Annotated in this window: 8 protein-coding genes and 2 pseudogenes; 6 read left to right on the top strand and 4 right to left on the bottom strand. The window is 71.0% G+C overall.

The window, feature by feature from the left end; translation table 11 throughout:
• The first annotated feature begins 20 nt into the window (after positions 1 to 20).
• Both ACFY3J_RS23125 and ACFY3J_RS23120 read left to right on the top strand, forming a co-directional pair.
• Positions 21 to 3476: a ThuA domain-containing protein gene (locus tag ACFY3J_RS23125; protein ID WP_384183981.1), complete on the top strand. Its 3456-nt coding sequence runs from the start codon at positions 21 to 23 to the stop codon at positions 3474 to 3476.
• Positions 3477 to 3652: 176 nt separating this feature from the next.
• Positions 3653 to 4558 (top strand): sugar phosphate isomerase/epimerase family protein, encoded by a 906-nt coding sequence (locus tag ACFY3J_RS23120; RefSeq protein ID WP_384183978.1) that lies wholly within the window; start codon positions 3653 to 3655, stop codon positions 4556 to 4558.
• Positions 4559 to 5179: 621 nt separating this feature from the next.
• Here ACFY3J_RS23120 and ACFY3J_RS23115 read toward each other — a convergent pair.
• Genes ACFY3J_RS23115 through ACFY3J_RS23105 form a run of 3 tightly spaced genes read right to left on the bottom strand, consistent with a single transcriptional unit; the run spans position 5180 to position 7939 of the window.
• Positions 5180 to 6022 carry an ABC transporter ATP-binding protein gene (locus ACFY3J_RS23115; RefSeq protein WP_384183976.1) on the bottom strand — a complete coding sequence of 281 codons (843 nt, stop codon included), beginning with the start codon at positions 6020 to 6022 and terminating at the stop codon, positions 5180 to 5182.
• Entirely contained in the window at positions 6019 to 7038 is a 1020-nt protein-coding gene (locus tag ACFY3J_RS23110) for an ABC transporter substrate-binding protein (RefSeq protein ID WP_384183973.1), read from the bottom strand. Before ACFY3J_RS23110 ends, ACFY3J_RS23115 begins: the two co-directional genes overlap by 4 nt.
• Positions 7039 to 7075: 37 nt before the next feature.
• Positions 7076 to 7939, bottom strand: a complete 864-nt coding sequence (locus tag ACFY3J_RS23105) for an ABC transporter permease (RefSeq protein ID WP_384183970.1) — start codon at positions 7937 to 7939, stop codon at positions 7076 to 7078.
• A gap of 271 nt (positions 7940 to 8210) precedes the next feature.
• Between ACFY3J_RS23105 and ACFY3J_RS23100 the strand changes: the two genes are divergently transcribed.
• Together ACFY3J_RS23100 and ACFY3J_RS23095 are read left to right on the top strand one after the other, a co-directional pair.
• Complete coding sequence (locus ACFY3J_RS23100; protein ID WP_384183967.1) at positions 8211 to 9251, top strand: LacI family DNA-binding transcriptional regulator; 1041 nt, start codon at positions 8211 to 8213, stop codon at positions 9249 to 9251.
• Positions 9252 to 9462: 211 nt separating this feature from the next.
• A complete protein-coding gene (locus ACFY3J_RS23095; RefSeq protein WP_390841657.1) occupies positions 9463 to 10635 on the top strand; it encodes a mandelate racemase/muconate lactonizing enzyme family protein in 1173 nt (390 codons plus the stop codon).
• Between the two features lie 51 nt (positions 10636 to 10686).
• Here ACFY3J_RS23095 and ACFY3J_RS23090 read toward each other — a convergent pair.
• Positions 10687 to 11120 (bottom strand): annotated as a pseudogene (locus ACFY3J_RS23090) (MarR family winged helix-turn-helix transcriptional regulator).
• Between the two features lie 96 nt (positions 11121 to 11216).
• Between ACFY3J_RS23090 and ACFY3J_RS23085 the strand changes: the two are divergent.
• The gene (locus tag ACFY3J_RS23085) at positions 11217 to 12488 is read left to right on the top strand and encodes an MFS transporter (protein ID WP_390841656.1); all 1272 of its coding nucleotides are present in this window, start codon (positions 11217 to 11219) and stop codon (positions 12486 to 12488) included.
• A gap of 38 nt (positions 12489 to 12526) precedes the next feature.
• Positions 12527 to 13351: pseudogene (locus ACFY3J_RS23080) on the top strand (aldo/keto reductase).
• The last annotated feature ends 83 nt before the right edge of the window (positions 13352 to 13434 follow it).

The raw sequence follows: 13434 nt of genomic DNA, 5'->3' as shown, positions 1-13434 counted from the left end.
TCACTCGCACCGGGAGCGCCATGAGTCCACTGGTCCGCAGCACTCGGTCCCCCCTTCCCGTCCTCGCCGTACTTCTCGCCCTCCTTCTCGCCTGGGCCGTGGCCGCGTCGCCACCGGCGCACGCCGACCCGCAGTTCCGGGTCCTGGTCTTCTCCAAGGTGACCAACTTCCGTCACGACTCGATCCCCGCCGGTGTCGAGGCGATCAAGAAGATGGCAGCGGAGAACAACTTCGAGGTCGAGGCGACCGACGACTCGACTGCCTTCACCGACGCCAACCTCTCCCGCTTCCAGGCGATCGTCTTCAACAACACCAACTCCACGCCCGAGTCCGGCGACCTGCTCGACGCCGACCAGCGCGCCGCTCTCCAGAAGTACATCCGCGGCGGTGGCGGCTGGGTCGGCCTGCACTCGGCCTCCGCCAGCGAGCGCGACTGGGACTGGTACGGGGACCTGGTCGGCGCGGTCTTCGACCAGCACCCGGCCGTCCAGACCGGCCGGATCAAGGTGCTCGACCAGGCGCACCCTTCCACCGAGGGACTCCCGGACCTGTGGGAGCGCACCGAGGAGTGGTACAACTGGCGCCTCAACCCCACCGGCAAGGTCCACACGCTCGCGCAGATCAAGCAGCGTGACGGCATCACCGGCCTGACCCAGGGCGTCGACCACCCGTGGTCCTGGTGCCAGAACTACGACGGCGGCCGGTCCTGGTTCACCGCCGGCGGCCACGACCCCTCCGCCTTCTCCGAGCCGCTGTTCGTCAAGCACCTCCTCGGCGGCATCGAGTGGGCGGCCGGGGCCAGGCCCGGCGACTGCTCCGCCACCAAGACCGGCAGTTTCCAGCGCAGTCCGCTGGTCACCGACGGCCTGGCCGACCCGTTCGAGCTGGCCGTCGCGCCCGACCGCAGGGTCTTCTTCATCGAGCGCACCGGCAAGCTGAAGATCGTCGACCAGGAGAACCTGAAGGTCACCACCGCCCTGGACTTCGAGTACACCCCCGAGATGACCAGCCAGTCCGACGGACTGCTCGGCCTCGCCCTGGACCGCCACTTCGCGGACAACAACCGGCTGTACCTGCTCTACTCGGACAAGACCGAGAAGCGCCTCAACCTCTCCCGCTTCACCGTGTCCGGCTCCACCGTCGACCCGGCGTCCGAGAAGCGGCTGCTGACGATCCCGACCTGGCGCGGCGAGGGCCGGGCCAACTCGCACATGGCGGGCTCACTCGCCATGGACACCAAGGGCAACCTGTACGCGGCGACGGGCGACAACACCGACCCGTTCGAGTCCGACGCCTTCGCCCCGATCGACGAGCGCGAGGGCCGCCGTGCCTGGGACGCGCAGGGCACCGCGGGCAACACCAACGACCTGCGTGGCAAGGTCCTGCGCATCCACCCGGAGGACGACGGCACCTACACCGTGCCCGAAGGCAACCTCTTCGCACCCGGGACGGACAAGACCCGCCCCGAGATCTACGTGATGGGGATGCGCAACCCGTTCCGGATCACCATCGATCCGCACGACGACGCGCTGATGATCGGCGACTACGGTCCGGACGCCAAGCAGGAGGTGCCCGACCGCGGTCCCGAGGGCACGGTCGAGTTCAACCGGGTCACCAAGGCCGGCAACCTCGGCTGGCCGTACTGCATCGGCGACAACATCCCGTTCAACGACTACGACTTCGCGACGAAGAAGTCCGGTCCGAAGTTCGACTGCGGCGCGCTCGTGAACGACTCGCCGAACAACACCGGCGTGCGTGAACTGCCGCCCGCCCAGCCGGCGGTGGTGTGGTACGCGTACTCGGCCTCGAAGGAGTTCCCCGAGCTCGGGGCGGGCGGCGGCGGCCCGATGGGCGGGCCCGTCTACGCGTACGACGAGGACAACCCGTACAAGGCCAAGTTCCCCGCCTACTTCGACAAGAAGTGGTTCACCTACGAGCTGACGCGTCAGTGGTTCAAGACCTTCTCGTTCCAGCAGCAGGACCAGTCCTTCGAGAACTCCCGCTTCCCGGACGCCGAGAAGGGCGAACTGCTGTCGATCAACTCCGTCTTCGCGGACATGAAGTGGAACCAGCCCTTCGAGGCGGAGTTCGGCCCCGACGGCGCCCTGTACGTGATCGACTTCGGTCTCGGCAGCGGAACCGGGCGCGGCGGCAGCAACGAGGGGTCGGGCATCTACCGCATCGACTACGTCCAGGACGGACGGCTGCCGACCGCGAAGGCGGCGGCCGGCCCGGACAACGGTCCCGCGCCGCTGACGGTGAAGTTCTCCAGCGAGGGGTCGGGCGTGCCGGACGGGAAGCCCGTGACGTACGCCTGGGACTTCGACGGGAACGGGACCGTCGACTCGACCGAGGCCAACCCCACGCACACCTACCGCGACAAGGGTGTGTTCACCGCCCGTCTCACGGTCACCGGTCCCGGCGGGCTGGAGGCCGCGGCGGTGAAGGAGATCACCGTCGGCAACACCCGGCCCGAGGTGACGATCCAACAGCCGCCGAACGGCGGGATGTTCACCTTCGGTGACACCATTCCCTTCAGGGTCAAGGTCAAGGACCCGGAGGACGGCACGATCGACTGCGAGCGCGTGGTCGTGCAGTCCCAGCTCGGCCACGACACGCACCTGCACCCGCTGGACAACTACACCGGGTGCGAGGGCGAGATCGTGACCGACACCGGTGACAGCCACGGCCCGGGCCAGAACCTGTACGCCGGGATCAGCGCGCAGTACGAGGACAAGGGCGCCCCGGGCGCGCCGGCCCTCACCGGCTCCGCGGCGCTGACGCTGCGTCCCGCGTTCCGCGAGGCCGAGCACTACACCGCCACCGGCGGCGCCAACGGCGGCGCTCAGATCGGGGACCGGGCCGACGCCTCCGGCGGCAAGCGGCTCGTCGAGATCGAGGACGGCGACTGGATCAGCCTCGACCCGGTTCACCTGAAGGGCATCGACTCGGTGACCGTCGGCGCGGCGTCCGGTGGCATCGGCGGTGACGTGGAGTTCCGGGCGGGCTCGCCCACCGGGAAGCTCCTCGGCACGGCCCACATCCCCAGTACCGGTGGCTGGGGCAACCTCGTCTCGCCGACGGTCGATCTGGCCGACCCGGGCGGGACGACGAAGCTGTACGTCGTCTTCCGCAACCCGGAGTGGACGGCCGACAAGGCGGATCTGCTGGCTCTGGACTGGCTGCACTTCAACGGTCCCGGCGTCCAGCAGCGGCCCGCGGGCAGCGTGGCGGTCACGGCCTCGCCGTCGCAGGGCGCCGCGCCGCTGGCCGTGTCGCTCAAGGGCACGGCGAGCCTTCAGGCCGGGCGGACCGTGAAGTCCTACCACTGGGACTTCGGTGACGGCAGCAAGACGTCGGACACGGCGACGGTCCAGCACACCTACGCCCGCAAGGGCAGCTACACCGCCCACCTCACCGTCACCGACGACAAGGGACACACGACAACAGGAGCGGTCCGGATCAGCGTGAGCTGACGGTCCGGGGCGTGCGGCCTGTGCGGCCCCCGCCGCACAGGCCGGTGGCCGGGCCCGAAGGAGCCCGGCCACCGCGCAAGGCCACACGGCGACCAACCTTCTTCGCTCCCCACCAACCCACCCCTCATCGGAGGCGACAGCACATGGACGGCGCACAACGGCACGCAACGCGCAACATGGGATCGAAGTCCGCGCACGCGCCCGGACCCGGCCGGCGGTTGTTCCTCGGCGGCCTGCTCGGCGCCGCGGCGGCAGCGGCGACGGCCGGCGCGGCGAGTGCGGCGACCGGCCCTGCCGCGAGTACCTCGGCCGAGACCGGGCAGACGCGGCGGATCCCGCCGAGCGCGATCGGCATGCACCTGTACACCATGCGCGACCCGCTGGCGCGGGACTTCGAGGGCACCCTCGAGAAGCTGGCGGCCATCGGCTACGCGACCGTCGGAGTGAGCGGCCGCCACGGGCACAGCGCCGCCGACATACGGCGGATGCTGGACGCGACGGGCCTGAAGGCGGTCCTCGAACACGTCGGATACGAAACGGTCACCGGCAGCGGTCTGCCGCAGGCCCTCGAGGACGTCCGTACGCTCGGCGGGAAGTGGATCGTCGTACCGAGCCTGCCGAGCTCCCTGCTCTCTCCGGATGGCTACCGGGAGGCCGCGCGCAAGCTGAACCAGGCGGGGCTGACGGCCCGCGGGGCCGGGCTGAAGGTGCTGTTCCACAATCACGAGCCGGACCACAGGACGGTCAACGGGCAGATGCTGTACGACATCCTCCTCGCGGAGACCGATCCGCACCTCGTCGGCTTCGAGCTGGACCTGTACTGGGCGGCGAAGGGCGGTGCCAAGGACCCGGCCGAATACTTCACCGAGAACCGGCACCGCTTCCCGGCCCTGCACGTCAAGGACATGGCCCCGAACGGCGACTTCGCCGACGTCGGCTCCGGCGTCCTGGACTTCCCCCACATGTTCGGCTCGGCGCGCCGAGGCGGCGTCAAGCAGTGGCTGGTCGAACACGACAGCCCGGCCGACCCCTTCGCCTCGGCCCGCACCAGCTACGAGTACCTGCGGAACGTGCGCTTCTGACCCGCGGCCTGCGACCCCGTGGCCTGTCCGGTCCAACTCCCGGCAGACCACGGGGCGTCGCCGTCCCGGCGGCAGAGGGTTCTCGTCCCCGTCCGGCTGCGGGACGGAGCCCGGCGACGGGTCGTTGCCGCCGCGGCCGGTGCCCGACTCGTCGTACGACCGGCCGGCCGTCCTCACGGCCGAAGAGCCCGCCCGCGTGGGCCGGCGGGACGACGAGCGCGGCCGGGGCGACACGGCTGGTCTCACCACGGCCGTGGATTCCACCGGTGCGCGGGACCTCTGCCCCAGCGGTCCCGAGGACTGCTCGCCGCGAGAGCCGGGCCGGAACCGAAGCCGGCTCCGGCCCGGGCGGCCCGGTCCACACCTGCGGCGCGTGCGCCGGAACGGATCGGCTCACCCCGCTCGTCGACGACGACCCGGCAGGGGAGCGCAAGCCGTTACGTCCGCTCCGGACCGGGCCGCCCGCGCGGCTGCGGGCCGTGCGCCGCCGACGGCCTGTGCATACATGCCGCACCGGTCCGGCCGGGCCGGTCGCGTCCCCCGTCGCAAAAGGGGCGGTGCCTTCGGCAGCCGAGGCCGAAGACACCGCCAGGTCGCGCCGGGGCGGAAGTTCGGCGCCCCTCAGTCGGCCGCCGAGGCCGCGCCGAGCAGGGTTCGGATGCGGGACGTGGCGCGGCGGAACTCCGGGCGGCTCATGGTGTCGGTGTAGTCACGTTCCGGCGGCAGGCCGACGTCGATGACCTCGGTGATCGTGCCGGGCCGTGCGCTCATCACCGCCACGCGGTCCGCCAGGTAGGCCGCTTCGGAGATCGAGTGGGTGACCAGCAGGACGGTGGTGCCGGTCTCCCGCCAGATGCGGTTCAGTTCGACGTTCATCTGCTCGCGGGTGAGCGCGTCGAGGGCGCCGAAGGGCTCGTCCATGAGCAGCACCGGTGGCTCGTGCAGCAGCGCTCGGCACAGCGCCACGCGCTGCTGCATGCCGCCGGACAGTTCGTGCGGGTAGGCGTCCTCGAAGCCGGTCAGGCCGGTCATCTCGATGAGTTCGCCGGCACGGGCACGGGCCCGGTCGGCGGGCATCTTCCGCATCTCGGCCTGGAGAAGTATGTTCCGCCGGACCGTGCGCCATTCGAGCAGCGCGGCACGCTGGAAGACGTACCCGATGTCGGGGCGGGGCGCGGTGACGTCCTCGCCGTGCAGCCGGACGGCGCCCGAGGACGCCCGCAGCAGGCCCGCGACGAGCTTGAGCAGGGTCGACTTGCCGCACCCGGACGGTCCGACGATGGCGACGAACTCACCGGGCGCGACGTCGAGCGAGACGTCCCGCAGGGCGGTGACGTCCCTCTTCTTCGTACGGAACCGCACCTGCACCGCGTCGAGTTCGACGGCCGTGGACGACTCGGCCGCGGACGGCTTCCGGCCGGCGTCCGCTCGCGGCGTGCGGATGGTCTTCTCTGCCACAGTCATCCCTTCGGGGCCGCGCTGGTGTCCCAGTACTCCGAGACCGGCTTGGCGTTGCGGACCATGCCGACCTGGGCGAAGAGGTCGACGGTCTTCTGCCAGTCCGCCTCGGTGTTGACGCCCGGGGCCCTGCCCTGGGTGGCGTCGGTGTGCAGCAGGGTCAGCGTGGTGGCGAACTGGTCGGACAGGACCTTCTCGGGCGGCAGTTGGCCGGAGGCGCCCGCCATCGAGGCGACGGCGGGGCCCGGGCTCTTCTCCGCCGCGGCCCACGCCTCGCTGGTGGCCTGGGCCATGCGCTTGGCCAGGTCGGGATCGCTCTTGAGGGTGCGCTGCCCGGCGATGAGGCCGTTGGAGTAGAAGTTGAGCCCATGCTCGGAGAAGCGCAGGTAGGAGACCTTCTTGCCGGCCTTGTTCTGCATGGTGGGGCCCTGGTCGCTGGCGTATCCGAGCAGCGCGTCGGTCTGGCCGGAGATCACCGCGGCGATCTTGCCGGCCGGGTCGGTGTTCTGGATCTTCACGTCGGACTCGGCGATCCCGTTCTTCTCGAGGAAGACCGGGAAGGTCCTGGACAGGGCGTCACCGGCGGTTCCCGCGATCGTCCTGCCCTTGATGTCCGAGGGTTTGTCGATGCCCTTGTCGGCGAAGAACTGCACGGACGCCGGGGTGGTTTGAAGGAACACGCCCAGGCTCTTGACCTTGACTCCCTGGTCCACGCCCGCGAGGACGGCCGGGGTGTCCGCCCAGCCGAAGTCGGTCTGCCCGGCGGCAGTGGCCTGCACGGTCTTCTGCGAGCCCTGTCCGGCCCGGATCTGGAGGTCGATGCCGTGCTTCTCGTAGATCTTCTGCTGCTTGCCGTAGTAGAACGGCGCGTGCTCGCCGTAGGGATACCAGTTCAGCGTGAGCGTGACCTTGTCGAGTTCCTTGCCCGACGCGCTCGTGGTCTTGTCCGAGGCCTCGCCGCCGCAGGCGGTGGCGAACAGCAGCAGCGGGACGAGGACGGTGGGCAGTCTGCGCAGGTGCATGGTTCGGCCCTTCTCGGAGCGGGAGCGGGAAGTTGCCTCAGTACGCGGTGCTGACGGCGTCGCCCCGGCGGCTGGCGTGCCAGGGGAGCAGGAGCTTCTCGGCGATTTCCACGATCACGAAGAGGACGACACCGATCAGCGACATCACCAGGAGCCCGGCGAAGAGCATCGGGGTGTCGAGATTGCCGTTGGCCTGGAGGATCACATAGCCGAGACCTTCGTTGGCACCGACGAACTCGCCGACGACCGCACCGGTGACCGCCAGCGTGACGGCCACCTTCAGACCGGAGAACAGGTGCGGGAACGACGCCGGGAAGCGGATCTTGACGAAGGTCTGCAGCGCGCTCGCGCCCATGGTCTGGGAGAGCTGGATCATCTCGGGGTCCACCGACTTCAGGCCGGTCACCATGGAGATGACCACCGGGAAGAAGGCGATGAGCACGGCGATGAGGATCTTCGGCGCGATGCCGAAGCCCAACCAGACCACGAACAGCGGCGCGATGGCGATCTTCGGGATCACCTGGGCGAACAGCAGGATGGGATACAGCGTCCTCTCGACGGTCGACGAGTAGACCATCACCACGGCCGCGAGGACGCCGACGCCGACCGCGATCACAAAGCCCAGCAGCGTCTCGTACGTGGTCACCCAGCTGTGGTGCCAGAGGTAGCCGCTCTTGGTGGCCATCAGGTCCAGGGTCGCGCCCGGCGACGGCACCAGGTACGACTCGACCAGGTTGGCGGCTGAGACGGCCCACCAGGCGACGAGGCAGGCGAGGAGCAGGGCGAACGGCCGCCACGACCGCTCCACCGCCTCGCCGAGCCGTTCGGCCGCGCCGCGCTGCGCGCGCTCCTTGACTCCCGCCGGGGGAGCGGGAGTTCGGCGGATGGCGCTCTGGCTCATGAGTGAACTCCTCTGACGTCGGGTCGTGCCGGGAAAGGAGCCGTGGGGGGTTGGTGAAACGCCTGGTAGTATCGGAAAACGCTTCCAGAAAGCGCTTTCTGCTATGCTCTGCCACGTTAGGGACAGCGCGTACGAATGGTCAATAGGGCGTCAAGAGGTTTCCGGACCTCGCCGCGCCCGTGGCCCTGTGCGATCTGGGGGTGCCGTGAACCGACCCGTAAGCCGAGACAACGCGCCTGTACCCGAACGGCCCGAACGGGCACGGGCGCACGTGACCCTGGATGCCGTCGCCCGTACCGCCGGGGTCTCCGCGGCCACCGCCTCGCGGGCACTCAACGGCACCGCACGGGTCCGCGAGGACCTGCGCTCGCGCGTGCTGCTCGCCGCGGAGCACCTCGGCTACATCCCCAACGCCCATGCGCAGGCGCTCGCGAGCGCCCAGAGTTCCGTCGTCGGAGTCATCTGCCACGACGTCGGCGACCCGTACTTCTCCGCCATAGCCAGTGGTGTGATGCGCGCCGCCGCCGCCCGGCACCTCATGGTGATGCTGGCGAGCACCTTCCGCGAACCCGCCCGTGAGGTCGCCTACGTCTCGACGCTGCGCGCCCACCGCGCCCGCGCCGTCCTGCTCATCGGCTCCGGCTTCGAGGACGCGGACTGGGAGCGGTCGATGGCCGCGGAACTGGGGCCGTACGTGTCCGGCGGCGGCCGGGTCGCCGTCGTCAGCCGCCACCGCAGCCTGCGGGTGGACACCGTGCTGCCGGAGAACCGGGCCGGGGCGGCGGAACTGGCCAGGGCCCTGATCGGTCTGGGGCACCGGGAGTTCGCGGTGCTGACCGGCCCGCCGTCCCTGACGACGGTCGCCGACCGGCTGCGCGGCTTCCGCGACGCGCTGGCCGAGCACTCGATCCGGCTGGCCGCCGACCAGGTGGTCGAGGGCGCGTTCACGCGTGAGGGCGGATACGCCGCGACCGCCGAACTGCTCGCCCGGGGCCTCAGGGCGAGTTGCGTCTTCGCCGTCACGGACGTGATGGCCGTCGGGGCGCTGGCGGCACTGCGCGAAAGCGGGCTCCGGGTACCGGAGGACCTCTCGCTCGCGGGCTTCGACGACGTGCCGATCGTCCGGGACCTCACCCCGCCGCTGACCACGGTCGCGCTGCCGCTCGCAAGGATGGGGGAGACCGTCCTGGACCTGGCGCTGCGCGAGCCGCGGGGGCGGCGCTCGCGCGTGGAGCGCATCGCGGGCGAGGTCCTGCTGCGGGGCAGCACGGCCCCCTGGCGAGGCGGCACGGCGCCGCCGGGACGGGGGTGACGTCGCGCGCCCGGCCGCGCCCGGGCGCCGGGGCCGCCCACCGACTCCAGGGCCGCGCACGGCCTCCGGGGCCGCGCACCGACTCCCGGGCCGCGCACGGGCTCCGGGGCCGCGCACCGGCTCCCGGGCCTCCCACCGACTGCCCGGGCGTACGCCAGACCCGGCTCGTAACGGCAAACCACTTCAGTCACTTCAGACGGAAGGACCGCCCATGACACCGCTTCGGCTCCCGCTCGGCGATCTGACCATCGACCGCGTCACCACGTACGCCGTCGCCCTGCCCACCCGGCGCTCCTTCGGAGTCTCCGGCGGCGCGGTGGCCGTGGCCGGCCGGCCCAGCATCCGCGTCCTGGTACGGGTCGACGCCGACGGCGTGCACGGCTGGGGCGAGGCGACGCCGATCCCCGCGTGGACCTACGAGACCGCGGAGTCGATCGTCACGACCGTCGACCGCTATCTCGCGCCGGCGGTCCTCGGGCGCCCGGCCTGGGACCTCGACGGCGTGGACGCCGCGTTCGACCGGGCCGTCAACCGGGGCTTCACCATCGGCGCCCCGCTGGCCAAGGGAGCGGTCGACGTCGCGCTGCACGACCTGCTCGGCCGGGCGGCCGGCGTGCCGCTGGGCACGCTGTGGGGGCAGCGGCGCCGGGAGACGATCGAGCTGGGCTGGGTCGTCTCCGGCCAGTCGCCGGCGGAGGTCGGCGACAGCGTGGCGGAGGGCGTGGACGAGGGCTACCGGGCGTTCAAGGTGAAGGTGGGGCTGCACGACGAGGAGACGGACGCGGCCGTGGTGGCGGCCGTGCGCGAACACGCCCCGGCCGGAGCCCCGTTGTGGGTGGACGCCAACCAGGCGTACACCGTGCCGGCCGCGCTGCGCATGTCCGCCCGCCTGGCCGGACTCGGGGTGACCGCCTTCGAACAGCCGCTGCCCGCCAACGACATCGCCGGACTGCGCAGGCTCCGGGACGGCTCGCCGATCCCGGTCGCGCTCGACGAGAGCCTGCGCCACCCCACCGACCTGGCGACGTTCGTCCGTCTCGAGGCCGTCGACATCGCCATCGCCAAGGTGCAGCGCAGCGGCGGGCTCACGCTCTCACGGCGGCTGTGCGCACTGGCCGAGGACTGCGGCGTACAGCTCATGGGGTCGGGGCTCACCGACTCGGACGTGGGGCTCGCCGCCTCGCTGCACCTCTTCGCGGCCTACGGGCTCGACACACCCGTGGATCTGAACGGCCGTCAGTTCGTCGAATCGCCCTACGCGGGGCCGACGGTGACGATCGAGAACGGGACGGCGCGGGTGCCCGACGGTCCGGGGCTCGGCATCGAGGTCGACGACACCGCGGTGCGGAAGCTGGCCGTGGACGTCCTCGAACAGAGGTCGTGAGCAGGATCGGGCGCGGGACCCCTTCATAGCGTCATCGCAGGCGGCGTCAGGTCATACCGGCTGGACGCCGCCCTGCGGTTGCTGGACGGCGTGGACCAGGGGTGTGAGCACGGGCTCGGTGGCGCCTGGTCGAGGGCCTCGCACAGGGCCGTGCTGTGGGTGGGGCGGGCCTCCTCCAGCAGGCGCAGGCCGTCGTCGGTGACCTCGGTGCAGATGCCGCGGCGGTCGGTGGGGCACGGGTGGCGCGAGAGCAGCCCGCGGTCCTCCAGCCGGGTCACCAGCCGCGTGGTGGCGCTCTGGCCGAGGGCGACGGAGTCGGCGACCTGCCGCATCTGGAGGTGCCCGCCCGCACCGTCGTGCCGGCGGCTCAGTACGTCCAGCAGTGCGTATTCGCGCGCGCTCAACCGGTGTGCGGTCCGAAGCGCGCGTTCGACCCTGCTCTCGATGCGTCCGTGCAGCAGCGAGAGCGCCGACCAGCCGTTCACTCTGCCCGCGTTTGCCGTTAGTCAGCGTGTGCAATTATTGTTGACGCACGTAAGGCGCTTGCGCAATCTGACTTTGTACGTCAAAGGACCCTCGTCATGCCGCTCGCACTGCTGGCCCTGGCCATAGGGGCCTTCGGAATCGGCACCACGGAATTCGTGATCATGGGGCTGCTGCCCCAGGTCGGCGCGGACCTCGGCGTGTCCGTACCGACGGCCGGCTTCCTGGTCACCGGCTATGCCCTCGGCGTCATGATCGGCGCACCGATCATGACCGTCCTCGGCACCAGGATCTCCCGCAAGAACATGCTCATGCTGCTCATGGGCCTGTTCATCCTCGGCAACCTCGTCTCCGCCGTCGCCCCGGTCTTCGCCGTCATGCTGATCGGCCGCGTGGTGGCCTCGCTGGCCCACGGAGCCTTCTTCGGCATCGGCTCCGTCGTCGCCGCCGAACTGGTGGCCCCCGAGAAGAAGGCCGGCGCCATCTCCATGATGTTCACCGGTCTGACCGTGGCCAACGTCGTCGGCGTGCCCCTGGGCACGTACGTGGGCCAGAACGCCGGCTGGCGCGTGACCTTCCTGCTCGTCGCCGCCCTCGGCGTACTCGGCCTGGCCGGCGTGGCCAAGCTCGTACCCGACCTGCCCAAGCCGGAGGGAGTGCGGCTGCGGCACGAGGTCGCCGCCTTCAGGAACACCCAGGTCATCCTGGCCATGGCCATGACGGTCCTCGGCTTCGGAGGCGTGTTCGCCGCGATCACCTACATCGCGCCGATGATGACCGAGGTCGGCGGCTTCGCCGGATCCTCCGTCACCTGGCTGATGGTGGTTTTCGGGCTGGGCATGGTGGCAGGCAACCTGATCGGCGGCCGTTTCGCGGACCGCAGGCTCATGCCCATGCTCTACACCGCACTGGGCGGCCTGGCACTGGTCCTGCTGCTGTTCACCTTCCTGGCCTCCGTCAAGGCCGCGTCCGTCGCGGCCGTCTTCCTCATCGGCGCTCTCGGCTTCGCCACCGTCCCGCCGCTCCAGAAGCGCGTCCTCGATCATGCCCACGGCGCGCCGACGCTGGCCTCGGCGGCCAACATCGGCGCCTTCAACCTGGGCAACGCCCTGTCCGCCTGGCTGGGCGGCCTGGTGATCTCCGCCGGCCTCGGCTACACCGCGCCCAACGCCGTCGGGGCCGTCCTGGCCGCTGCCGCTCTGGTGCTGGCCGTCATCTCGCACCGGCTCGAACTGCGGCCCACCCGCACCACCGCGGCCTCCGCCCCGGCGAACCCCGACCCCGCCGCGGTCACGGACCACACGGCCGCCCACGCCGCCGCGTCCGACCACGGCACCGCTCCCGCCGCCGCGGCAGCCGTCCGCTCCTGATCCCCCGCACCCAGCAGTACCGAGGAAAGGAACCCCCCATGACTTCCGTGCCGAACGTGACGCTCAACAACGGTGTGACCATGCCCCAGTTGGGCTTCGGCGTCTTCCAGGTCCCCGACGAGGAGACCACCGCCGCGGTCACCAGCGCCTTGGCGGCCGGCTACCGCAGCATCGACACCGCCGCGATCTACGGCAACGAGCGCGGTGTCGGCAAGGCCATCGCCGCCTGAGGCCTGCCCCGCGAGGAGCTGTTCGTCACGACCAAGCTGTGGAACGAGGACCAGGGCCACGACCGGGCCCTGGCCGCGTTCGACGCCTCCCTGGACAAGCTCGGCCTCGACCACGTCGACCTCTACCTCGTCCACTGGCCCACCCCGGCCCGTGACCTGTACGTGGAGACCTACAAGGCGCTGGAGAAGATCCTCGCCGACGGGCGTGCCCGCGCCATCGGCGTCTCGAACTTCCGGATCCCCCACCTGCGGCGGCTCATGGAACACACCGGCATCACCCCGGCGGTCAACCAGGTGGAACTTCACCCCGGCCTCCAGCAGACCGCGCTGCGCGCCTTCCACGCCGAGCACGGGATCGCCACCGAGGCCTGGAGCCCCCTGGCCCAGGGCGCGGTCCTCGGGGACGAGGCGATCGTGCGAGTCGCCGAGGCGTATGGCGTAACCCCGGCGCAGGTCGTGCTGCGCTGGCACCTCCAGACCGGCAACATCGTGATCCCCAAGTCCGTCACCCCCGACCGCATCCGGCAGAACCTCGATGTCTTCGGCTTCGAGCTCACCGACGCCGACATGGCCGCCCTCACGGACCTCGACCGTGGTCTGCGTACCGGCCCGGACCCCGACACCCTCAACTGACCCCGAACGTCCCCGGGTGCCCGTCCACGGCGGACGGGCACCCGGGGACACCGACACCGCCGCAGCAGCTCCACCGCCTCAAC

This window comes from Streptomyces sp. NPDC001231 (assembly GCF_042896885.1).
Classification (GTDB): Bacteria; Actinomycetota; Actinomycetes; order Streptomycetales; family Streptomycetaceae; genus Streptomyces.
This window is presented reverse-complemented; position numbering and strand designations above follow the sequence as displayed.